The organism is Shewanella sp. P1-14-1 (genome assembly GCF_001401775.1).
Lineage (GTDB): Bacteria > Pseudomonadota > Gammaproteobacteria > Enterobacterales > Shewanellaceae > Shewanella > Shewanella japonica.
In genome coordinates this window covers 174229-200287 of the sequence record NZ_LKTL01000003.1, presented here as the reverse complement: position 1 = coordinate 200287, position 26059 = coordinate 174229, and the positions used below count along the sequence as shown (strand labels likewise).

The 26059-nt window shown below is 43.6% G+C and carries 10 protein-coding genes; 3 read left to right on the top strand and 7 right to left on the bottom strand.

Going from position 1 to position 26059, the window contains the following annotated elements; translation table 11 throughout:
• Nucleotides 1–8 precede the first annotated feature (8 nt).
• From AN944_RS03070 to AN944_RS03055, 4 genes are read right to left on the bottom strand one after another with little or no spacing between them, the layout of a single operon-like run.
• Complete coding sequence (locus AN944_RS03070) at nt 9–6065, bottom strand: beta-ketoacyl synthase N-terminal-like domain-containing protein (RefSeq protein WP_055023115.1); 6057 nt, start codon at nt 6063–6065, stop codon at nt 9–11.
• A complete protein-coding gene (locus tag AN944_RS03065; protein WP_055023114.1) occupies nt 6044–8392 on the bottom strand; it encodes a PfaB family protein in 2349 nt (782 codons plus the stop codon). Before AN944_RS03065 ends, AN944_RS03070 begins: the two co-directional genes overlap by 22 nt.
• Nucleotides 8389–16797, bottom strand: coding sequence for a type I polyketide synthase (locus tag AN944_RS03060; RefSeq protein ID WP_055023113.1), 8409 nt, complete (start codon nt 16795–16797; stop codon nt 8389–8391). The genes AN944_RS03065 and AN944_RS03060 overlap by 4 nt, the downstream gene beginning before the upstream one ends.
• Nucleotides 16794–17666 (bottom strand): helix-turn-helix domain-containing protein, encoded by an 873-nt coding sequence (locus AN944_RS03055; protein ID WP_055023112.1) that lies wholly within the window; start codon nt 17664–17666, stop codon nt 16794–16796. The genes AN944_RS03060 and AN944_RS03055 overlap by 4 nt, the downstream gene beginning before the upstream one ends.
• A gap of 372 nt (nt 17667–18038) precedes the next feature.
• Here AN944_RS03055 and fusA point away from each other — a divergent pair, with 372 nt between their 5' ends.
• Both fusA and AN944_RS22010 read left to right on the top strand, forming a co-directional pair.
• On the top strand, nt 18039–20066 hold the full coding sequence (fusA, locus tag AN944_RS03050; RefSeq protein WP_055023111.1) for an elongation factor G: 2028 nt from the start codon (nt 18039–18041) through the stop codon (nt 20064–20066).
• A 192-nt stretch (nt 20067–20258) separates the two neighbouring features.
• Complete coding sequence (locus tag AN944_RS22010) at nt 20259–21137, top strand: 4'-phosphopantetheinyl transferase superfamily protein (protein WP_055023110.1); 879 nt, start codon at nt 20259–20261, stop codon at nt 21135–21137.
• 193 nt (nt 21138–21330) lie between these two features.
• Here AN944_RS22010 and AN944_RS03040 read toward each other — a convergent pair whose 3' ends face one another.
• Nucleotides 21331–23325: an alkyl/aryl-sulfatase gene (locus AN944_RS03040; protein WP_055023109.1), complete on the bottom strand. Its 1995-nt coding sequence runs from the start codon at nt 23323–23325 to the stop codon at nt 21331–21333.
• Nucleotides 23326–23454: 129 nt separating this feature from the next.
• Here AN944_RS03040 and AN944_RS03035 point away from each other — a divergent pair, with 129 nt between their 5' ends.
• Nucleotides 23455–24414, top strand: a complete 960-nt coding sequence (locus AN944_RS03035; RefSeq protein ID WP_055023108.1) for a LysR family transcriptional regulator — start codon at nt 23455–23457, stop codon at nt 24412–24414.
• A 38-nt stretch (nt 24415–24452) separates the two neighbouring features.
• Here AN944_RS03035 and AN944_RS03030 read toward each other — a convergent pair whose 3' ends face one another.
• Nucleotides 24453–25091: a pseudouridine synthase gene (locus AN944_RS03030; protein ID WP_055023107.1), complete on the bottom strand. Its 639-nt coding sequence runs from the start codon at nt 25089–25091 to the stop codon at nt 24453–24455.
• An 86-nt stretch (nt 25092–25177) separates the two neighbouring features.
• Nucleotides 25178–26032: an NADPH-dependent 7-cyano-7-deazaguanine reductase QueF gene (queF, locus tag AN944_RS03025; protein ID WP_055023106.1), complete on the bottom strand. Its 855-nt coding sequence runs from the start codon at nt 26030–26032 to the stop codon at nt 25178–25180.
• Between the last annotated feature and the right edge of the window lie 27 nt (nt 26033–26059).

Genomic DNA, 26059 nt, shown 5'->3' with positions numbered 1-26059 from the left:
TTATTCCTTTATGCCTCTTCGATACAGATAGCGATGTCTTTTACTTCGTAAATACGTAAACCGTCTTTGCTGAGGTTTGCGTCACCCACAATGATACGTTTGCCGTTTTCATCTTTGACTGCACTGATGTGCACATCTAACGACATTTGCTTATTCAATGGGTTAATTTGGCCACGGTACTTCCATTTGATGTCAGACAAAATCTGGCCAAATTTCGGGTTTGTGAAACCTTTACCTAGGTCTTTGCTAATGGCGTAAGTTTGCATTAACTCGATGATGGCTTCAACGCCTAATGAACCTGGCATCACTGGATCTTGATGGAAATGGAATTGGAAGAACCAATCACTTGGGTCAATGGTGCGAGATGCCGACAAGTAACCTAAGCCATTTTTACCGCCTTTTTCAACGATTTCAGCTTTGTCGATAAAGTTAAGTTGACCGCCAGCTAAGCGATAATGTGGTTGATTAGCGGGAGCATGGAACACGCGAGATTGCTTATCAAGTAAATCAACAGTGATATCAGCAGGGACGTTATTTTCAACATGCCATGGTTGAGTGATACGGCCGTTATCAATACCTAACTGGTTTTTAAGCGCATCGCCTTTAAAGTAGCCAAATACCGCGCTGCCTTTGTAGAAGGGCTCGCCGTCAACACTTAAGTCAAATGTGAAGCTTTGAATGATGTTGCTACCAGCAATAACGGTTGATAATAGCTTTGAATCATTAACAATGGTTTTGCCACGTAAATCAACATCACGTAATAGTTCACCACTACCGTCTAAGTTACGGAAGAATAATTCTTCACCTGGGAAGCCTAATGTGGTGCCCATGTAGCCTGAAATAAAGCCGTTTGGTTGCAGTGAAATTTCCATCAACACTGAATAAGGCATGACAGAGGCGTGGCTGTTTTTAGCGAAATACCATGCATCAGTTGGCACTTCATATTCTGCGATACACGATGACGGCTTTTTCAATTCGCCACGTTTACCTTGAATATCAACGATACGAGTCGTTAGCTGTAAATCGCCACATGGTGTGCGCGGTGGAATGAAACCACGGTAAATACTAAAGTCCGGCCCAAAGCAGTTTTCAATATTGCCAGTGGCAAACTCAAACATATGGTACGCAGTGAATGGCAGCGTATCAGGAGTACGATTTGGATAATCAGGCAACACAGGTGCTTCAACATGTTGCAGTGGGATAACACCTTTATTCGTAGGGGCATTCAAATCAGGCAGTTGAGCCATGAGTGGCGCATTGGTTGAAGCCGCTGGGTATAGAATATTATTGGTTGCTGAATTAATTCGTTCAGCTGAGACATCGACAGCGGGCGTATCATTAAGGTAGCGAGTACATTCGCTTTCTTCTTTGAGCATGACACCTAAGTTTTGGAAGTCCACGACCGCTTTACCATTGAGCAATATTTCAATATTGGCTTTGGCATATGGGCGAGGGTTAGTACCAATTTCAGTGACTTCCATGCGGTAAGTCAGCTCACCATGTTGTGGCAATACTTGGCCACGACAACGTACTTTTTGTGAAGCATTTTCAAGTGGCTGGAAGCGACCATTTTCAACCAAGGTGTGCATACCAATGTGCAGCATAAAGAATTGCAGTAATTGGCCACAACCTTCAGCCATTAATGAACCAGCCATCACTTGGTCGCCCTTAAAGTGACAAGGGAAGTACCAGTGATCAGGTGCTAATTGTTTATGACCTTCAATAAAGCCTAGGCCCCAAGCGCCGCCATGAACATCTAGATTGCCCACTTGCTCAATCATCAAGAACTTTTCAGAGGCAAAACATAATGAGTCTTGCTTACCTGATGTTTGCTGGTGGTTATGGTGTTCGCCAGCAAAACAACTGCCGATGTCACCATTGAGTAAGTGATGAATTTGTCCATAGTCAAACTGGGTCTGAGTACAATGCAATAATGGCTCAAAACGTGGTTTGTTCGGTGTATTTAATGCCGCTTCACGAGTTTTAATTTCATCTTCGGTGTAAATAACCCCTTTACCATCATCTAACTCTTGATCGGTAAAGAAGCCCGCGCAGCCGCCATCCATTTTTAATACCATCTTATCGCCGACGAAACATTCGTAAGAGAAGAAGAATAATAATGTCTCGCCATTCTTAGCGAAGTTATTAATCTTGATGTCGTAGCGCAATGTGTCGCCGCCACGAGGTAAGTCGCCTAAGAAGGTCAGAGTACAATCAAGTAAGCGATAAACACGCTCACCTTTGTTTTCAAAATCAATGCCTAAATAACTGATAAGCATTAAATCACACTGGCCTGACTCAACGGCAACTGCCCATGGGATTTGGCCATCGACTAAGTAAGGTGCATCTTCAGGGATGTCATACTCAGTGGTCATGCTACAAGGCTTATATTGGTTCATCGTTGCATCTAATTTAGTGACACGAGATACCAATAAGTAATCGGTTGTAGGAAGGCGTACGCGGCGAGAGTAGTTATCAATCACGGCGTAATCTGGGCCGAATACTTTGGCAATATCACCTTCTGCATATTCTACTAAATCAGCGTAGTTCCAAATACATGGTTTATCCGCTGGGATAGGCGCTGTGTAAGGTGGCACGCAGGCATGATTTGGACGCTGCTTAACAGGGGCTTGTGATGCCAGTGGCTGCGCGAATACATTTGCAGCTTGCACTGTCGCATTAGCTGCTGGCATAGGTTGGGTTAAACCACTCTGGGGTTGCCCATTGGTTTGAGCAAGCTGTTGTTTTAAGAGTGCATCAGCCACTTTTAAACCTTGTTCACGGCTGTTTAAAAATGCTAATTGCGCTTTATGGGCTAACCATTGATTTTGCTCGAAAGCCGTTAAATGTGCTGGTGGCACTTGGTTTGTTGCTGTGAAGTTTGTGGTCGTCACGTTAGCTTTGGCATTAGGCGTTGCAGCTTTAGGAGCTGGATTAAACTGGGTAGAACGATCTGAAAACGGCATAGAAGTCTCTGTTGTCATAGCGTTATTCTTGTCGAACATTGGTGCTAAAGGAGTTTGTTGTGGAGACACAAACTGACCTCGCTCAAGCATGTTCGTCGTTGTATTGGTTACGGCAGGGATAAGATTTGCCGTTTTAGCGCGAATATTGTCAATGTCAGCTAGTGGCGTATCGACAATATGCTGATAAATATCACGTCCACCTAAGCTCACTTGTTTAACAAGGCTCAGTTTTTTAGCCGTTTGCTGCCCAATATCAGTATTAATTCGACTGTTTAAAGCCGAGGTCTGTTCAGCAGTTTGACTCATCAGTAGCTGTGAACACTGGTTCTCACTGAGTGTGGCGACAATGGTATTTATGGGTTGAACCGTTTGCTCTGAATGCGCATCTTGTTTTTGAATAAGCAGTCCGTGCAGCAAGCTTGCCATTCCTGAAGCGGCATAAGTATGGCCGATACATGATTTGGCTTGAGTTGCTGACTGACTATAAAGTTGTGATAGCGCTTGCGTTGAATCAATATGGGTTAAATCTGGCGCTTGGTTTAGCTCTAGCATGCCGATATCACTTGTCGATAAGCCCGCAGGGGTGAGTAATTCATCACTGATGGCTTCAAGTTTGCTGATGTGACCAAATGATAAACTGTTGATTGTCGCGTAGCTGTTTAACGCCCCGTGGCTGTTGAGGGAATCACTGCCGCTTAGGTCTGTTGAACCAGATATTGCCACAGATGGTGTGTCGACAGCACCAAGTGCTTGATGAATTAAATTCAGTGGCTCAGAGTCTGTGGCTGTTTGGTCTGCAACCTGCAGTACTATTGCACCCGCACCTTCACCAATACTGAGCGGAAGTTGTTGACCTGTTTTAGCGAGGCTTGCCGTTTTCAGGACGATATTTTCAATACTGCCAGATAAATCAACTGCTGCGATGATCACGGCATCTAGCGGCTCTTGACGCGACTCCATAGCCAATAGGTTTTGCGCCACATCAATACAACGATTTACCGACTGCTCGCCTGCAGAAATCGTAAAGGCTGGGCCATTAAAGTCCCATAACGATGAGATCCGCGACGCCATAATATTACCAATAAAGCTAGTGTATTGGTTCAGCTTGGCCGCATCTAAAACACTGTCCATCGCAAGGGTTTCAAGGGCTTGGTATTCATCGTTAGATAGGCTGACACCGTGCGCATTTAAGCTGGCTGCGATTTGAGTATGCAAATTAACTCGCCCACGGAACTGATGCAGTTCAAGCTCGGTTTCCATTGCAACCAGTACAGCAACCTTGCTGCCAGATGCAAGTTTGGCATCATGAATAGCTTCGTCTGCAACTTTCATCAACAAAAGCTGCTGCGAAATCAGGCGGTCGTCTTCATTCGGTGGCACTTTAAAGCGCAAGAAGTCAAAATCAAACTGATCAATATAAGCGCCTGTTGGCGGTGTTTGCGCCAAACCAAGCTGCTGCAATAACTCAGGATGTTTATCTAAGCCTTTCCATCGTTTTGCCGGTAGCGGAGTAAACGCCGTTTGTTGCTGGTTTATTGCATTGGCAAAGCGGTTAATATTATTCAGCGGCCCAAAGTGTGATGCCATGCCAGTAATATGCATAGGCAACTGTGCATTAATGGTATTAGCAGCTGGAGCTGTTGACGTTTGTCCGTGATATGACTCAATCAATAAGTGGGCATTACAACCACCAAAGCCGAATACTGATACACCAGCATGACGAGTACGATTGCCCGCTTTATCAGGCCATGGCAATACATCATTAGGTAATGTAGCAGGGCCAAACATCTGATTTGGTGATGTAATTGGCGAACTAATATTGATACTGGGTGGCAACATGCCTTGGCGCATGGCAAAAATCATTTTCATGATCCCAGGCATACCCGCAGCCGTCAGTAAATGACCTAAGTTTGATTTAGCTGATCCAATCAATGGCGTATGGCTACCATTGAGTTTGTCGCTAAAAAAACGTTCCATCGAGGTCAGTTCAACTTTATCACCCAGCGGTGTACCAGTGGCATGACACTCGATGACCTCAATATTATCAGGGCCGAAATGTTCATCATGCATGGCTGCATCTGCATAGGCACGCTCAAAGGCTTTGACTTGACCATCACTGTTTGGGCTCAGTACAAATTGACCTTTACCATCGTTGGATAAGCCAATGCCGCTAACTAGTGCATAAATATGGTCGCCATCACGCTCAGCATCTTCAAGACGTTTGAGCACTAAAACGCCAGCACCTTCACCTGCAAATAACCCTTTTGAATTACTATCGAAAGGCGCTGAAATGCCATGGTCAGGGTAAGCATGGAAGATAGAAAAGCCCATGTTAATAAAGAAGGGATCTGCGCCTGAAACCGCACCAGCTAGCATCATGTCAGCTTTGCCTGTATGCAAGTAATCACATGCAAGCTTTAACGAGTAAACTGAGCTCGCGCAAGCGGCATCAAGGCTGAGTTGTGCTGCGCCTAAACCAAGGGCATCGGCCACCAGTTTTGATGCATTATGTGCAATGGCGCCATTAGACAAAGAGGCTGGCGTTGTTTGCTCGCTATATCCTTCACTATCAAAAGGCTGCAATGTGAAACTGGGTTGTTGCAGTTTATCTTGTAGCGCTTTTTCAACGGCGCTGTGATAAATCGGCACAAACAATTCGTTAGATTTTGCCGTTGGGAACGACAAGGTGCCCATGACAATACCAGTGCGATTTAATATCGCATTATCTTGACTGTTAGTGATATCCACACCAGCATCATTGAGTGCTTTGCGCGCTGTGTCTGTTGCCCATAAAAAACTGTCGTCAAGACCATTAAACTGCGCAGCTGGAATACGGTAACCATTGGCATCAAAACTAAAGTCTTGAATGTAGCCACCTTTGTCACAATAAAAACGGTCAGACTGGCCTTGAACACCTTGAAAGTCTGCCGGGTTTGCATTGAGCTTTTGCTGACTAATGGTGCTGCGAGAATCTTTTTTATCTAATAAATTTTGCCAGAATTTTGCTGGCGTATCAGCATCGGGGTACTGAGTCGCTAAACCGACGATGGCAATTTTGGGAACGTTTGATTGAGAACTCAAGATTGTTCTCCTTCTAATTGTGGAGCTAACTGAGCGGTTTGGCTTTGGTGACGGTTTTCGCGAGCAATGCTAGCGGTCAACAAATGGGATAAGTTCTCAGTTAGATATTGTAGAGATAAAGGCACTTTATGTGAGATAAGCTGAGCGATACATTTAAGCAGCGCTGTTTGATCATCACCTTTGGCATTGATTGCAATGGCTGACAGTGGCGCGTTTAAATGTGAATCGGTATTAGCTGCAGTACGAGCAATTTTATCTATCAAGGTACTGGTTTGCCTATCTGCGCCAATTTCAACAAATAAACGTGCACCTAAATGACGAGCATTATTCACCAGTTTAGTGAAGTTCAGTGGCTGACAAAATGTATCTGCAATGGAATTGGCGATGTCCTGACTGGTCAATGAAATAGGCATTTGACTCGCAGCACTAATGAATTTGATGCTACTTGCTTGTGCATCAAGCACATCTTGGTCGTGCAAAGCTTGCTGATAAAACGCTTGAACATTATCACGAATAAGCATGGCGGGTTGCGTGTGCATGGCTGTGACACGATTTGCTGCAATGCCACGTTTACCGATTTGTTTCAATAAGGCTTTACAGCTTTGCTCACAACCCGCTAATACACAGGTATCACCTTGTATAATCGCTAAATAAGCGCGAGGGTAATCGGCAAGCACGGCTTCTATTTCAGTCGGCGCAGCACGCACAACAAAGCTATTCCAAACAATATCTTCACCCTGTTCGAGTTGCCATGCTTGACGGACGCAGTCGAGTCGGCCTGAAATATCAGAGGTGAAAATACTATTAGTTTGAGTGGCTTCAATCATATTGTGAGGCGTTTTCCAGACATCAAGACTGGCCCACATAGACGCTTCACCCATTGAGTAACCCATGGCAAAGTTAGGCTTAATGCCGAAATGCTCAGTGAGCACTTTGGTTAGGATGTAACTTGCGCCTACACCTGCAATAGCCAGTTCACCTAAGCTCATGTCGGCGGTTTTAGCATTTTCCGCATAAATGCTATCAGCTTGCAGCATGGCTTTGACATCACCATCGCGCTCTAGTTGTGCAAATAAAGCTGGAAAGTAGCGCGGCAGTTGAGCAAACATTTGCGGGTATACCGTGCCCACGCCAGGATACACAAAACACAGGCCGCTGCAACCAAGCGCTTCATGCTGAGTGATGGTTAAACAACTACCCGAAGGCGTTTTGTACTCAAGTTCATTTATCGATCCAGAGGTGTCATCACTTGCTGTACTGATTTTGGCTAACATGGCCTCAATTTCAGCGATTGCAGTGACTACAGAGTTGGCCATGATAACTGCAGACAAAGGTTTGGTTTGATCAAATGTCTTTAAGTAATTGAGCATTAAAGAGATAACATGGCTAGGCTTGTTTAGAAGCCGCTGGCTGTCTAACTGATTGCTCTGTTGCTGATTAAGTCTATTGAGCGCCGCTAATAGCTCATGCAAAGATTGGATCATGCAAGCAGATGTATTGGCTGCTAATGGGAAGAATAGTCTGTTTTCATCAAGCATCGAGCTGGCCTGGGCCAGTTCAGTACCTTGAACAAAAACGGCAACATGTTGCTTGCCATTTTCTGTAAAGTTAAAGCTAGCAACACGGTTTTGGTGCATTTGGGTAAACCAATATTTGGCATTGGCTTGATTGCTATTGCCCTGCTTGTCGCTAGTAGTATTTGAGTTGGCACTAGCCTCTGAGATAGCATCTACACCTGTAATTGCATGACTACTATCGCTAGTAACAGTAGGCAATGTAGTGTCAGGTAAACGACGCGCAGCAATACGACTTATCAACATGACAAGCTGAGTAAACTTGTCTTTATAACAAGTTAACTCAGTGACATCGACCAAGGTAGGAGTAATGTGCTCACGTTTAGCTTGTGCTAAAGCGTTTTGCATAGCGCATTGCATATCATCAGCTTCTCCCAAACCCGTTAAATAGGCATGGGGATGACAGCGATGCTTAGCTGCAACAATCGCTGGCATCATCAATACTCGATACGGTATTGCTGGATGGCTCAGTAACACAGTATGTTGCTGCTCAATATGGGCAATCGCTTGGGCAAAATAATCACTAAAGCTAAGCGTTTGTTGGCTTGCTGTAGCAAGGTTATCTATGCCAGCATCTAAGCTTGATACATCAATTTCAAGGTCAATGGCAGACTCGCCAATGACCTGCGCTAATGAACACGGTTTTATGGCAGCATATATGTCATCAGCATTTTGTGCTGGTGCGAGTGATGTTTGATCATTCGCGACCAGTTTTAAGGCTATACGCATACTATTGATTGCAGCCGTTTTTGCAGTCAGTTGAGTGCTCACACAGACTCCTGCAAGTCAGCAATTGCTTTAGCAGGGGCAAGAAATGCCTCATTTAAGCTTTTGCTAATTGTTGTTTTTGCACTGCTCATAGTGCAACTCAAGCGACCATCTTGGTGATAAAGTGCAATATCAGCTGTTAACGAACGGCTGGTACTCTTAAGCACAGATAACACCAAGTAACCTTTATCACCTGATGCAAATGGTGCATAAGTCGTTAACTTACCAATAGTCGACGGCAAGCTTGCAGCATCATGCTTAATACGTGCCCAGACTAACATGGCTTGCAGTAGCAAATCTTCGGCAAATGCTTGGCTGCCACCTATGGACAGAACAGGCGCAAAGCCTTCGCAATCTGCGGAACTAATTTGTGGTAATTCCACGTTGCAAACCAGTTGCGTGTCATCAGCAATCAAGACTTGCTTGATGCCTTGCAGGCGTGGTCCATGAAATAAGCTACCGTTTGAATAAAGCTCGCTATCAGTGCTAATCACTTTACCTGCACTTGCTAACTGTTGTGCATCCGCAACGATAGTTGGCTGTGTTGTTAAAGTTTGACCGTTAATGACGGCTTCATTGATCACAAGGTTTGCTTGATACTGAGGTCGTAGTAAGCTATCCACTGGATCGTTATGCATACGACTTGCAATCAGTGCTTTTAAGCCTGATTCAGTTTGCGTCAATGTCAGCGTTAATACTTGCGGCTCTTTAGTCTCGAAAATAATGCCTTTCAGCAATTTATAATCTTGAACAGTCACAGGCTGGCCACACAATTGCTGCGCAGTTTCACGCATCCATTGTATAGCGCATACTGTTGGCAGTACTGGATTACCCGCAATGCAATGATCTTCAAGGAAGGGCATAGCAACAGGGTCTAGTACTCGTTCAACAGTCACCGTGTTACTCACAACACGGTGACTTGCAGCATTATTTAAAGAAAGAATCAGCGAACCCTCGGCATTAAGCGAAGAGTCCGCATTAAGCTTTTTTACAGCTGCGCCTGTTTTATCTGCTGAGCTTGAGCCCTGCATACTTGAGCCAATTAATAGCTGTACGCCCGACTCAGACAATAGGCTGTGAGCAAACAAGTTTGCGCCTTTATCGAGTGGAATAACGTATACGCCGCGCTCAACAAACATTTTCTTCAATGCTGAACTGACCATTCCGCCATCCCAAGGGCCCCAGTTAAAGCTCATCACTTTGGCTTGCGGGTAGTTAGCTGCAAGTTGAAGTGCTGTCTTGTTGAGGATCTCATTAGACATTGAGTAGTCACTTTGGCCTGTATTGCCATAGAAGCCTGCTGCTGATGAGAACATAGCAACCAGTTTTAACTTGCTTGCATCAATTGCATTGATGATGCCAGCAAAGCCCGACACTTTAGTGCCATATACACGGCCTAATTCAGCTAAGGTTTTGTCTTGAATGTGTTTATCAGCGAGTACACCTGCACCATGAATGATACCTGTAATCGGTTTAAGGCCAGCAAGAGATTGTTTGATGGCGGCATCTGAGCTGACATCCATGCTGATGTATTCAGCACTTGCACCGACAGCTTTAAATGCTGCTAATGAACGATCAATTTCTAAACTGCTGGTAATCGGCCAAACTAAGGCATCAATTTGCTTAGGTGTTGGCTTGTTACCTTGAGATTGAATAAAACCAATCGCAGCAGCTTTCAACTGACTTGTGTTTACTTCACTAACGTTAGGCGCAGCCGCTATGACACTCTTTGCCCAAGTTGGTAAATCACCCGCTAAGTGCTCACTGCGACCCGCTAAGATAAAGTGTGACTGTGTTTGTTTTGCAAGGGTAAGGGCACATTCAAATGTGACACCTTTAGCGCCACCAGTCACCAATACAGTATCTTCTCTGTTTAAAGATGTGGTTTGGTAACGGGTTTGAGCAGTTGCCGTAGCTGATAAAGTATGACGACCTTGGTCGCTAATACCCACTTCAGCTGGTGCTGTATCAACATCAAATAACTCTGCAATAACGGCTTGTGCTAACTCGACAGCTTCAAAGCTTGGGGTAATATCCAATGCTCTACAGAACACAGTTGGCCACTCATGACCTAATGTTTTAGTTAAACCAGATAATGCAGCTTGGTTTAGCTCAGCCTTTGCAAGCTCGTTACTGTTTAAGTAACCAAAGCCACCATCGATGCGGCTGACAGTCATAAAGCTGACACGCTCAGTTTTTGCTAGCTCAGCAAATGGTTTCTGTAGGTGTTTAGCCATCAAGAAAGCTTGCTCTACTGCTACAAAACTAGCATCACTTAAAGGCAAAGCTCCTTGTGCTGTTAGTTGAGGTTGTAGGTGAACAAAACCGGCGATCTTATGCTGCTTGCTAATTTGAGCAATGACATCGCTAATCGCGTCGTCATTGACCGCAGATAAAGTGAAGCTGGCAATATCACTGCTAAGCGGTGATTGCGCAGATGTCACTGACTCAGGGCTACGAATAACGGCGACGGTTAGGCCTGTTGCTACTAATTTTTCAGCTAAAACACCTGCGTTATGGCCGTCATCATTGATAACGATACAGGCGTCTTTTGAAAAACCGTCAACTAACTTATCCGCCGCTGGTAGCTTTTTTAGCGCAACTTCCTGATGAGGAGGTAAGTCAGTTGCTAACTCTGCTGTGGCTGTTGCAGGTGAAGCGTCAGTTGAGCTTAGCGTTGGCTGAGAGCCTTCAGCTGCACTTGCTGAAAGTTTAGCGCCTTCAGCAGGTAGCTTAGAGTTCATGTAGCTAACGATTTCGCCTAGGGTGCGACACTCTGCTAAATCTTCAGGATTTAATTCAGGTAAGCCCGGAAGCTCGTCTTGAACCGTTCCTAAAATTTCAACACGCTTGATTGAATCGATGCCTAAATCCGCTTCCATATCCATGCTCAATTCAAGCATTTCAGTTGGGTAACCGGTTTTTTCAGCAACGACTGTCATCATGGTGCTTTGCACTTGCTCTGCGCTCAGGGCTGTTTCTGCGGTTGAGGCAGCTACTTGAGAAGCGCCTGCTGCGGCCTGTGTATTAGCGCCTTCGGCGGGTAGTTTACTCCCCATATAAGATACGATTTCACCTAGTGTACGACACTCAGCTAAATCTTCAGGGTTAAGTTCTGGTAGCGTCGGAAGTTCATCTTGAACTGTACCTAAGATCTCAACTCGCTTGATTGAATCGATGCCTAAATCCGCTTCCATATCCATGCTTAATTCAAGCATTTCAGTAGGGTAACCTGTTTTTTCAGCAACTACAGTCATCATCGTGCTTTGTACTTCTTGTGCGCTCAAGGCTGTTTCAGTACTTAAACCTGATTCTGGTGTGACTGTGTGAGTCGCATCTGCAGTATTGCTGTTCATAGCGCCTGCGGCGGGTAGTTTACTCCCCATATAAGATACGATTTCGCCAAGGGTACGACACTCAGCTAAATCTTCAGGACTTAGCTCTGGCAGTGTTGGTAATTCGTCTTGAACTGTACCTAGAATTTCAACACGTTTGATTGAATCGATGCCTAAATCCGCTTCCATATCCATGCTTAATTCAAGCATTTCAGTCGGGTAACCAGTTTTTTCAGCAACCACAGTCATCATCGTGCTTTGAACTTCTTGTGCGCTTAAACCTGATGCTTGAGCAGCTACTTGAGAAGCGCCTGCTGCGGCCGGTGTATTAGCGCCTGCAGCTGAAGTTGTAGGAAGCTTAGAATTCATATAGTCAACAATTTCACCAAGAGTACGACACTCGGCTAAATCTTCAGGACTTAGTTCAGGCAGTGTTGGCAATTCATCTTGAACAGTACCTAAAATTTCAACACGTTTGATTGAATCGATACCTAAATCCGCTTCCATATCCATGCTGAGTTCAAGCATTTCAGTTGGGTACCCTGTTTTTTCTGCAACGACTTCTAGCATGGTATTCAAAACTGTTTCAGCGCTAAGGCCAGATGCAGCTTGAACTGGCGCGGTTTGGGTTTGAGCTACTTCAGCGGCACTTGCAGGAAGTTTAGAGTTCATAGCGCCTGCGGCGGGTAGTTTACTACCCATATAAGATACGATTTCACCAAGAGTGCGACACTCGGCTAAATCTTCAGGGCTTAACTCTGGCAGTGTTGGCAGTTCGTCTTGAACAGTACCTAAGATCTCAACACGTTTAATTGAATCGATGCCTAAATCCGCTTCCATGTCCATGCTTAATTCAAGCATTTCAGTTGGGTAACCTGTTTTTTCTGCAACGACTTCTAGCATGGTATTCAGAACTGTTTCAGCGCTAAGGCCTGAAGCAGCAGGGGCGGAAACGGCTGTGTGAGTTGCATTTGCAGTGTCGCTGTTCATAGCGCCTGCGGCCGGTAGTTTACTACCCATATAGTCAACGATTTCGCCCAATGTACGACACTCGGCTAAATCTTCAGGGCTTAGCTCTGGCAGTGTTGGTAGTTCGTCTTGCACTGTACCTAAGATTTCAACACGTTTAATTGAATCGATGCCTAAGTCTGCTTCCATATCCATGCTCAATTCAAGCATTTCAGTTGGGTAACCGGTTTTTTCAGCAACCACTTCTAGCATAGTATCCAGAACAGTTTGTGTGCTCAGGGCTGTTTGTGAGCTCAGGGCTGTTTGCGCGCTCTGAACTGTTCCTGCGCTTAAGCCAGCAGGAGCTGTAACTGCAGAATCTATTACTACAGGAGCGGCTACAGGAGCAGGTGCTTTAATTGGTTCAACACGTGGGGCTGGAGCGGCCATCGCGGCAGGTTGAGCTACAGGTGTGGCCTTTACTACTGGCGTGTTTACGACAGGAGTTTGTACAGGAGGTGCTACTTTCACCGCTTCAACTACTGGTGAATTAACGACTGGCGTATTAACAATTGGTGCGTTAACAACAGGAGCAGTAACAGGTGTTTGACCCGTTAGCATGTTTAATGCATTTTGGCTTGCCTGAGCTTGCTGCTCTAAAAACAGGGTGTGACTTTGCAGCGTTTGCGCTTGATGCTGATGGAATAACTCAATCGAGCGTTGCAAGCTTTCAGGAATGGCTTGGCCTGCAGCAACCATTTTACTTTGCTCAGCTATTAGGTGAGTAAAAGTATCGCCATACTGCTGTGGAATCGCTAAGAACTGCTGATGTAGATCAGCGGCTTGTTGTTGCGCGTTAAAGAACGCTTCTAAACTGCCTGAAGCAGGAGCAGTCTGAGCTGATGCATGAGGTGCTATTGCTTGAGGCGCAGCGTTAGACACTGTTGTTGCGCCAGCTGTGGCAACTTCAACATATTCAGTTTTAATCACTTCTTTTTCCACGATCTTCTCTACTACTTTTTCAACAGGTTTTTCGATAACTTTCTCAACAATTGTTTCGACAACTTGAGAGGTTACTTGGCCTGTTGCTAATGATTTTTCCATCTTGGCACGAGTATGTGCACTGATGTGGTTGGTTGCATTGAGTTTAACGTTCATGCCTTTTGGTACCGCAGGAGCTGCGATTTCAGCTTGATAAGGGTCAATGCTTGAGAGTGGCGCACCTAAAACGCTAAGTTGCATAGCTGCAACACGAAGTTGCACATCACTGTTGCCCTTAGGGTTTGGATTGATACTGATAACGGATACCGCTTCAGCTTTATTACCTAGGGTCGCTTCAACCAGTTTTTGCAGAATGTTCTTAGGGCCGAACTCGACAAATACGCGCGCTCCCGCATCATACATATTGTTTAATTGGTCAGTGAAACGCACTGATTGCAACATGTGCTGTTTGAACGCCGCTTTAATTGATTTTGCATCATTAGGATGCTTTTCGCCTGTCGCATTAGAGAATAAATCAACTTTGCTAGCGGTAAATTTGGCTTTGTCGATGGCTTTAGCGAATGGCTTTTGCGCATGTCCAACAAGTGGAGTGTGGAAAGCACCTGATACAGGAAGGGCAATGGCTTTAAAGCCTAAAGCGCTAATGGCTTTAGCTGCATTTGCACAAGAGTCAGTTGGGCCAGCAATCACTAATTGAGTCGCACTGTTGTAGTTAGCGACTTTAACACCTTCAAACTCGCTAATGCAGCTTTCTAATTTAGCGATGTTATCGCTATTTGCTGCATCATTTTCATTAGCTGGCAAGATAATGGCGTACATAGTGCCTTTATCTAGCTCATTGCCATCTTTATCAACTGCTGATGAAGCCATAGCTGCACCACGAGCAAATGATAATTGGTAGTAATCATCATTTGAAATTACACCTGCAGCACATAATGCTGACAGTTCACCAAAGCTGTGACCTGCAAACATATCTGCGCTAAAACCTGATTGAGTAAGCAGTTGGTATTGGCTCATGCTCATTACACCAATGGCGCTTTGCGCGTTATCAGTGCTGGTGAGTAAAGCTGCTTGCGCATCTTTATCTGCTTTTTCAAAGGCTGGAATTGGGAACATCACCTGAGACAGCGGGGTTTTATCAAAGCTTGCAAATACCTTGTCGGCCTTGATTAATTGTTGACGCATTTCAGGGAAATGACAAGCGACTTCAATACCCATGTTGACGTACTGAGAGCCTTGACCTGCAAACAATGCCGCAACTTTCGGTGTGTTAGCCGCTTTTTTACCTTTAGTTGTCTTTTGGCTGGCATTAATCGTGATGAGTGCAGATGAGCGATAGCTCGTACCTGATGGTAGTTGCCATGCTTCAGCGTCGTTACTTAGCTGCTTTAACGCTAAACCAAGTTGGGTGGTTAATTCATTAAGGCTTGAGACCACAAGGCCTAAACGCGCAGCTGAGTCATCTAAAGTGCGAACAGCATATAGTTTAGCAATGCGGGCAAGTTCAGCTTGTTCGATGCTGCAGTTATCTGTGCCTTTAAGCGCGCTGATGTCAGCGTTAAGCTTGTTGATTTCTGCAATGAGCTCAGCTTTATTGTCAGCGCTAATCAATAAGCTTTGTGCTACTTGGCGTTGACGGTATTTCTCATCACGGCTGTGCTCTGGGCTGTATTCTTCCAATACTAAGTGGAAGTTTGTGCCACCAAAACCGAACGAGCTAATACCCGCTCGGCGTGGTGTGCCATCAGGGCGAGGCATCCAAGGGCGAGTTTCAGTGTTAATGAAAAACGGCGAATCCTCAACATTAAGCTTGGGGTTAGGCTTAGAGACGTTGATGGTTGGCGGCAGCACTTTATGATGCAGTGCTAACGCCGCTTTAATCACACCCGCGGTTCCCGCAGTTGATTTAGTATGGCCCACTTGTGACTTAACTGAACCTAAAGCAATGTGTTGCTTGGTTGAGTCATTCTCACCAAATACAGATTTAAGACCATTAAATTCTGCCACATCACCTGCTGCAGTACCAGTTCCGTGAGCTTCAATTAGCCCAACGGTTTCAGGTGCAAAGCCGGCGTCATCATAAGCACGCTTCAGCGCTTTAGCTTGGCCTTCAGGTCGAGGTGCATAAATTGATTTGAACTTACCATCAGATGAAGCGCCGACCCCTTTAATGACTGAGTAAATACGGTCACCGTCACGTTCAGCATCTTCAAGACGTTTTAATGCCACCATGCCAATGCCTTCACCAATCATCATGCCTTTTGAGTCGATATCAAATGGCTGAATCGTTTCATTGGTGGTAAACGCTGGGGTTTTTGAAAAACTCATGTACATCGATGGCGAGTTATCGGTACATACGCCACCAGTGATCATCATTTCGCTGCGGCCTTCAACCAGTTCGGTTAACGCCATTCGCATTGCCGCAAGTGAACCTGCACATGCTGCATCAACCACACAGTTCATGCCGCCTAAGTCAAAGCGGTTAGCAATACGACCAGCAATAACATTACCAAGCGATCCTGGGAACGAGTTTTCTTCCCAGTGAATGTATTGGTCTTGGAACTTTTTGATAAGCATGTCGCTGTCGGCATCGCTTAGACCACTGCTTTTAAATACTTTTTTAAGCACAGGGTATTGCAGACGTGCTGTTAGGCTGGCATTAATTTTTTGGCCACCGCCCACACCTAAAGTAATACCGATTTTATCAGTGTCATATTCAGAAGTGACACCAGCATCTGCTAGCACTTCTTTGGCAATCACTAATGACAATAATTGCGAAGTATCGGTCAGTTCTAGGATATTTGGCGGCAGGCCAAATTCCATTGGGTTAAAGTCCACTTCAGGGATAAAACCACCGCGTTTACAGTAGCTCTTATCTGGGGTGCTCTTGTCAGCATCAAAGTAATCTTCAGCGCGCCAGTGGGTATCAGGTACTTCGGTAATAGCATCAATTTTTTCGCTGATTAAGTCCCAAAACTTATTCAGGTAACGAGAGTTGGCAAAGATACTGGCCATGCCGACAATGGCAATAGGCATGTCTTTAAGACGTTTATTCAGTCTTGTATCTTGCGACTCGTTATTATCTTGAGAGCTTGTCTCAGGATTTGTAGGGGCTTGGCTCATTTTGAGTCTCCAGTGTTCAGCTGATCCTTCGCTGATTTATTTTTTTGGTTTGCCGCTTCCGTGGATTGTAAAACTGTTGCGCCAGGAAAGCGGGCTAAAAAGGTGTGGTAATTCTTGACTAATAACTTACGTAAATGAAACGGGCCGTGCTTTAACACATAAGCGATATAACGATTTGTCGCTTGTGTGTGATTGTCTTGATATATGTCGAGATACACCCAGTCGGTTGCAAAGTCGACACCGAGCAAAATGGAATAACTGTCAGCTTGAGTGAGTTGAGGTGGAATCGTTAACGATACAACCTGTACAACGTTATCTGGTGTCGCTTCAGGTAATGCAAGGGTTTTAGCGAGCGTTTCAGGGTTCAGTGTATAAGTCGCTACATCTGTACCCTGAACAATAGGCAGCTGATTAAAATAACGCTCAGGCACATGAGGGCTTTCAAATTCATCTAGTTTTGATATGCCGTAGCGCTTTAAACATCGGGCTAAACCAGAGCGAGAGACGTTAGGGTTGATAAATTGTTGTGTGACGTGAAGCAATCTATCCAGTGACATTTTTAATTGATAACGAAGTCCCACAACCACGTATTCTTCCATTGGTGAAAGCGTGGTTTTCAAATGATGTGGAGTATTGGGCGTATCACTGATTGAGTCGCGCTTGCGCCACTTTCTGACAGTGGCTTCCGAGATATTAAGAATCTTAGCCAATTGACTAACACTGAAATCAGAAGTCTGAATAAATTGACGCATTTCAGGAGTCGTTGTTGCATTGCGATGGCGAACAGGGGCCATCGCAACATCGGTTTCTGATGTGGCTTTCTTAGCGGCTGTTTGAGTTACAGCGTGAGCTTTTCTATTTGCGGTCATTTAAGGACTGCCATAGTTCGATGAATACTCCGTACAATCTGTTGGGACTCGGTATAAAAACGTGAAGATTAACGTTTGTTCATCTTCAAAATTAGCGTTTTAGCACAATCGAGCATGCAGAGTACCTGAGGTTTCGGGCCGATACAATCACCCGAAACTAATTAATCACTGATACGACCAGAATTAGCTAACACTTGTAAGCCGAATGGGTGATTTTGTTATAAAAAACGTTGCCGAGGTAAACACTGATCTAGGTCAATTCATCTGAGTTGTTAGCCCCGTATACTATTTTTATGCGCAATAAATAGCCAAACGTAAACAAAGTTAGACAAGAATATGGAAAGTTTAATAATGTGAAAACAGGAGGCCATTATGGCTGAGTTTACTACTGAGCAAACCCGTAATTTGGCTGTGCTCGGACATGTTGGAGCAGGTAAATCATCCTTGCTTGAAGCGTTACTGTATAGAGCAAAAGCAATATCGTTAAAGGGCAAGGTCGACAAGGGCACAAATCATGCTGATTTCACTGCCCAAGAAAAATCCCACCGTCATAGTTTAGAGCCTTCATTTTTACACCTTCAGTATCAACAGCATCATATCAACTTTATCGACACGCCAGGTTTACCTGACTTTTTCGGGCGAGCCTTATTACCTTTGCCTGCCGTTGAGTCAGTATTGTTGGTTATTAATACCGCCGTTGGTATAGAGTCTGTGACTAAACGTGCTTTTGAAGCTGCAAGAGCGCAAGGTAAAGCGGTGATTATTGCCATTAACCACCTCGACAGTAATCTCACGCGAGTGTCAGATGTGATGATCGACATTCAGCATCAATTTGGACACCGATGTTTACCGGTTAATTTGCCCAGTGCCGATGGAAAAGCCGTTGTTGATTGTTATTTACATTGTGATGAAAGTGCAGAGACGTTATTTAGTCAACCTGCTAGTGCTAGGGATGAGCTAGTTGATACGGTACTTGAAGAAGATGAAGCGTTAATGACCTTGTATTTAGAGCAAGGTGAGTCGTTAACGCCTCAGCAGCTTCATGCTCCGCTAGAAAAAGCACTCAGAATGGGGCACTTAGTGCCAGTCTGCTTTACAAGTGCAGAACAAGATATTGGGATTAGCTCATTGTTAGAAATGCTGATCAAACTCATGCCAAGTCCACTTGAAGCTAATGCGCCACAATTTATGAAAGGATTTGGTGAACAGGCGACACCAGTAACAGTGACACAAAAGGCAACAGATCATGTTTTAGCCCATGTGTTTAGCGTTTCAATTGACCCATTTTTAGGAAGACTGGGTGTATTTAGGTTGTACCAAGGGACGCTGAATGTTGGCATGAAGCTGTTTATTGGCCAAGGCCGCAAACCTTTCAAAGTCTCTCACTTAATGAAGCTTCAAGGCGATAAACAAATTAATGTATCCCAAGCGTTTCCTGGCGATATTTGCGCTATTGCAAAATTGGATGCATTAAGTGTTGGTTCTGTACTGCATGATAGCCATGATGAAGATGAATTTCATTTACCTGAACTGGAAGTGCCGCAACCTATTTTTGGCCTAGCTGTATCAGCCAAACGTCGTGGTGATGAACAAAAGATCTCCGATGTTCTCAATAAACTGGTCGCTGAAGATCCAAGTTTACACATCACTCGAAGTGAAGTTGAAGGGCAAACCGTATTGCAAGGTCAAGGGGATTTGCATTTAAAAATTGCGCTTGAAAAAGCGCAAAATATGTTCCACCTCGACATGGATACTGATACGCCGGCGGTGGCTTATCGAGAAACCATCACCGAGAAAGCAAAATGCCGTTATCGCCATAAAAAGCAATCAGGCGGATCTGGCCAATTTGGTGAAGTTGAATTAGCCATAGAGCCACTTGAGCGTGGTGAAGGCTTTGAGTTTATTTCGAAGGTGGTTGGTGGCTCAGTGCCAAGTCAATATATTCCAGCAGTAGAGAAAGGCGTGCGAGAAGCCATGCTAGCCGGTGAGTTAGGTGGCTATCCATTACAAGACATAAAAGTCACGTTATTGGATGGCAAACACCACAGTGTAGACTCTAAAGAAATTGCTTTTGTGATGGCGGGTAAAAAAGCTTTTATAGAAGCAGTATCGTTAGCAAAACCTGTAATGTTAGAACCATTAGTTGATATGAGCATTTTAGTTGGGCAAGAGCATGTCGGCGAAGTGACAGGTGACATTAGTGCATCTAGTGGCATTATTTGTGGTACGCAGGCAAATGCCAATGGACTTGTTGAGGTCAGCGTTGAAGTGCCACTTGCCAATGTCAGTAGCTACTCTTCAAAGCTTAAATCTATGACAGGTGGAGAAGGTCAGTTTTCAATGCAGTTTAGCCGTTATGATGTTTTACCTAAAAAGGCGGTAAAAGCACTGGTAGATTGATTGGCTAATACTTATTGAAATAACAGATGATATGCAAAGGGTTAAGGATGGCTTAACCCTTTTTATTTGTCTAAATCTTCCATTATTTGCTTAAACCTTAGACGACATTTTCAATCAAGATTGTTTATGTGTTGAATTAGTGACCTAGAACAAGCGACAATGTCTTATTGCAATTATAAATGCGAGTTTAGTTTGAGCCCTTTACCCACTATTCAATTATTTTTTTGTCCTTTAGATACCAATTTATTAGATGAGAAAACCGTCTCTACAGTGCGTTCATGGTTATCTGATGCTGAGATAAATAAAGTGGATCGCTTTATTCAACGCGCTGCTCAACAGCAAGGGTTAATGGTGCGTGGGTATTTGCGCAGCGTATTATCGAGCTTTGCAAATATCGACCCAGACGATTGGCAATTTGAGTATGGTGAGAAGGGCAAACCTAGGCTATCGGCTGTGCAATATAAACAAACTGGCTTGCAGTTTAATTTAAGTCACAGTGGTAACTGGTTGCTTATTGGTGTCATTCACTCTAAAGATGACGCTTCAATGCCCATTCAATTGGGGGTCGATATTGAACGCTGCCGAGAAAGCACGAATATCCATTCAATTTTACATCACTATTTTTCAAAACCAGAAGAAGCGGTATTATTGGCGTTACCTGAAAGTCAGCAGCGTGAGCGATTTTTCGATTTATGGGCACTGAAAGAATCTTATATTAAAGCAAAGGGACTGGGACTGGCCTTGTCGCTTAAATCGTTTGCATTTGACTTATCTGCGCCGAGCTTAGCTAACTTAACATTAGATGATAAGTCGTTGCCAATTCAGCATGATATTTCACTTAGCTTATTGAAGCCTATAGACGTTGATGAGCTTGAACAGACTAATGATGTTGAGTCTTGTTATGAAGTCTCACCTTTATGGCAATGTTGTTTAGGTAAGCTTAATAATTCATATCGATTTGCTGTGAGTGTGGGCGAGTTCGCTTTTGGCGAAAAGCCATTAACACTTCAATTAAAGGCAAAAAAAATCAGCTGGCATGAACAAATAAAAATGTTCATAAAAACCAACTGATTTATCGAACTGTTAAGGTTTTTTGGATGTTTAACTGCTAATCAAAAACGGCTTATCAGAACAATCTTCCCTCACTTGTCTTAGTCGGTCATTTTCGCTTTAAACTCTCATGCCGTTACTCTTGGTAAAGTAGTGAATATCAGCAAAGAAGCAGAGTGAAAAACTTTGCAGCCGAATTTCGTTAAGTTATGAGCTAATGAGTATGCTGTAGCGGTACGATTTCAAAATCAGGATTAAATTGCACCAATGTTGATGCAATTTTGGCAAATGCTAATTTATCACCTTGCATACTCGCAGCTCCTGATTGCATTAGCGCTTTCATATCTGCTTTACCTAATAATATTGCCACGACATCAGACTTATTAATTGTCAGTGTGGCATCGGCTTTTTTGGCCTTGTCTACTTTGATATTACTCAAGTTTCCGTTACTTAACTCTACAAAGAGCGTGTCAGTTTTATCGCCGCTTTGTGTCACTACATTTAAAGTGATATTACCAAGTTCAGCAGCTTTTATACTGTCAACTTTAACCGCAAGGAAATCGAACAAGGTCGACATATCCATTTCGCTGATAACATCAGCGGATGCGGATTTAGGTGCGCCAGGTTTTATGCCAATACGTAACTCTTGCGCACCGGTTAAGTAAATATTTCGCCAACCAGCTCCTTCGGCTTGGTAGCCAAGTTGCTCATAGGTATCGGCAAGTAATTCTCGGGCTTGGGGGTGTTGTGGTTCGGCCATGACCACCTTATTTAATGCAGTGGCGACAAACCGATACTCACCTTGATTGAAGTCAGCTTGCGCTTTTGATACTACATTGTTAGCGCCGCCCATATATTCTACAAACTTAATTGCTTCAGCCTTTGTAGGTAAGGGGTTTAAGTTGGCTGGGTTCATATCAAAATAGCCTAAATACATGTTGTACACAGCTTTAGCGTTATGGCTGTATGTACCGTGATAACCATTGGTGTACCATTCGTTTTGGACATTTTGTGGAATGGTTTCCATGATTGCATCACCTATATCTTGTATTACCACACCTTCATTGGCTAAACGTAAAGATTGATTATGAACGAGGCCATAATTATCTCGCTGCATGCGAAGGTAATGATTAATTTCTTTATTTCCCCATACCGGCGCAGAATGCGAAGCAAATAGTACCTGCACATTTTCGCCAAATGCATTAATCATCTCGTTAATGTCTTTAGACCATTTTAATGCGTCGCGAACTTTAGCGCCTCGTAAGGTATAAATATTGTGCATACCATCATATGTTAATTCGCCTGACCATAGCGCCTTCATAGACGGTATATAGGTGATCATTTCACTGGCAGCTTCAGTGCCAGATGCATCCATAAAGACCATTTCAAGACCATCAATGGTCAAGGTTTCCCATTTGCCTTGATGATGAAGTTCATATTCAGGTTTGACGTAAGTGATTTCGCCTTTTGATAAACCTTTTGCTAACGCTGCATCGACAATTCCGTGATTGTGTTTATCGAGTGTAACGCCGTATTGGTAAGCAGCTCGCCGGCTCATGACATTACCCGCGAGTACATTTTCATCCACAATCTCTTGGGTAATATTATATGAACCATATACTTTGACATCAGGGTAGCGTTCCTGAACGCCACGGGCACCACCGAAATGATCTGCATGGCTGTGAGAGTAAATCATTGCCACAACAGGTAAATCTTTGCCCTCAGGCAAGTGAGCAAAAGCAAATGTTAATGATTGCTGAACAGCTTCTTTAGTTAATAAAACGTCATATACAATCCAACCCGTTTTACCTCGAATAAGGGTTAAGTTAGATAAGTCAGTGCCTCGCACTTGGTAAATGCCATCAGTCACTTTATAAAGTCCGTCTGGTACCATATTCAGTTGAGCTTGGCGATATAACGAAGGGTTGACTGAATCAGGAAGCGTGTCACTGATAAAGTTAAATTCTGCACGCAGTATCTTGGCGGTGGCTTCATCAAAAGAGGCAATTTTATGTCGACTAAAGCGCTCAAAAGCGGATTTATCTTCGAATGGTAACTTTTGTGCTATGGCTTTGTTGTGCTCTGCAGTAATGGGCGTCGCAGGCTTACCTTGGTAGTCAAGACTGATGTGGTCATGTTCGTGCTGCGCAGCAGCCGCTGCATTGGTAAATGATAAACTGATGACTAAAGCAACTCGTGTTTTTCTCATGTAAGCCTCGGGTACTTTTTATTGTTAAAGATAAGTTAACAATAAAAAGCCCAAATATAACTATAGCTAAAAATGGTTAATACATTTATCGTGTGAATGTATTTGGCGATATGTGTTATGGGAGAAGTGATGAAGCAAGAGAACTTAGCGTCTGATGCTCTTATGCAACAACAATTACTTAAGTTGGATCTTAACCTTATTAGAGTTTTTTGCTGTGTATGTGATTATCAATCTATTACGCTTGCAGCGGAGCACCTTGCATTAACTCAGTCGTCAGTCAGTAATGCTATCAATCGGTTTAAAGCGGTTGTGGGGGGTGAACTATTTATTAGGCAAGGAAGAGGGATCGCTCTCACTGCGATAGGTCAGCACTTGCACCGACAGTTAAGTTTGCCACTCATCGAAATCGAACAATGCATTAATAGCGTTAAAGCCTTTGATCCTTCGTTGTCAAAACGGGTATTTCATGTCAGCGCTAATGAATCAATTATTGATTTGATTGAAGCAGATATCGAAAAGTCACTGACGGATAAAGGCGTTGAAATCATTTTTACAGAAGCGATTTTAGATGAGGGTAATTTATATCAAGCCCTTAAAAATCAGCAAATTGATTTAGCGCTAGATATTGTTGCGCCAACTGAAGCGAGCTTTACCAGTAAGCAAATTGCCACCGAAAAGCTTGTTTGTGTTGCTAGGGCTGAGCACCCGCAATTTAAACATGGAATAGATGAAGTGTCGTACTTCGCGGCTAAGCATCTGTTTTATCGACTTCATCGTCATAACCAGCGAGTTGCAGAGATGATTTCAACAGACCATTTACCTGAACGAGATATGTATGGTGAAAAATCCTCTTTACTGACGATGTTATCTGGCGTGAGTAAATCCGATGCCATTTGTATTGCGCCTTATACCTACGCTAAAAACTATCAATCTATTTTTAATTTAATTTTGATGGACTTGCCTTTTGAAAGCCAAGTGATTTCGATTTACAGTATTTGGCCAACACGTAATCATCAAGACCCTGCGATAAAGTGGTTACGGGAGCTGGTGGAGTCTGCGATGGAGAAAGTGTATTCAACCAAGAACTAGGAAGTTAAGCCGATAAATGAATAGCCCCGTTTTATGGGTTAGCTAAGGTTAGGGTCTATTACTGAATCTAAGTTATTAAGTTCAATAACGTCGCCAGCACGCATATCATCAATTTGTATATCACCAATTCTGACCCTAACAAGCCTTAATGTGGCAAAGCCAACGGCAGCGGTCATTTTTCTGATTTGACGGTTTTTACCTTCAGTTAATGTGATTGAAACCCAGCTGGTGGGGCCATGTCTTGGATCGCGGATTTTTTTACCGCGTGAGGGAAGCGTTGGCTCTGCGTTTAGCTTGAATGCTTTACAGGGCAGAGTGAGATATTTCGTGCCATTAATGCCAATTTCAACTCCGTTTTGTAGTAGTGACACCGCTTTGGTATCAATATCGCCATCCACTTGAACATAATATTCTTTTTCGATGCCTTTACTTCTCACTTTATGGCTCATCATGCCGTCAGTTGTTAGCAGTAATAAGCCTTCAGAATCATGGTCTAATCGACCAATTGCCATGGTTTTATCTGGAAACTGACATAACTCGCCCAATAAGTGTTTTTTCTTTCGAGTTTCAGGCACAAATTGACTTAAAAAACCAAAGGGTTTAAATATTTTGAAATGCTGATGGGACTGAATATCGTCAGTTGTTGGTGTTAAACAAGTAACATTGTCTGTAGGCATGAAGGGCTCGGTATTACGACAGAAAATAAATGAATAAAGCCTAGGGATTAGGCTTTATTCATTAAGCTGATTGATGAATAAGCAATTTATTGTCTTGCTAAACGGTGCGTCTCTGGAGGTTGCTCAAAGTCGCTTCTGAATGGGTTGATATCCAATCCACCGCGGCGAGTATAACGTGCATAAACAGTGAGTTTAGTACAATGACAGTATCGTTTTAGGTCGGTAAAAATACGCTCTACACATTGCTCATGAAATTCATTATGTTGGCGGAATGAGATTAAATAGCGCAATAGCTTTTCATGATTAATCTTTGGGCCTTGATAACGGATCATCACACTTCCCCAATCTGGCTGTGAAGTGATTAAACAGTTAGATTTTAATAAGTTTGACGTGAGTGTTTCGACAACATTTTTCTCTTCAGTGCTGTCTTGCAAGTACTCAGGGTTAAATTCATAATCATTGACTTCAATATCAAGCTCATCGATACAATTGCCAGGTAGTTCAACAATACGTTGAGTATTGAAATGCTTAGGCTCAATCACTTTCACTGTTACCTTACCATTAGCGCATTGGCTTAAGTCAGTGGTTAAGGTTTGCTGAACGTGCTCTACACTGTCAAAACGTGTTTGGTTAAAGCTGTTTAAATACAACTTGAACGATTTTGATTCGATTAAATTATCACTTTCGATAGCAAGGTAAACTTCAATCATTGCGACCATAGGTTTACCTTTGGCGTTCAACCAAGATAACTCGTAGCCAGTCCAAATATCTGCCCCTTGAAACGGCAGAGTATCAGTTAATTCAATAGCGTCGCGATTAAGTTTACGAGGAACCCCTTGCAGCAGTGAAGCATCATATTCTGCTTGATATTGCGTCGATTGACCTAAAGTGAGTCCTTTAAGTGCATCTGCATCACTATAGGGGTCGTGATTGTGTGTCATCTAGTCTGTTTCCGTGTCAAAATAGAC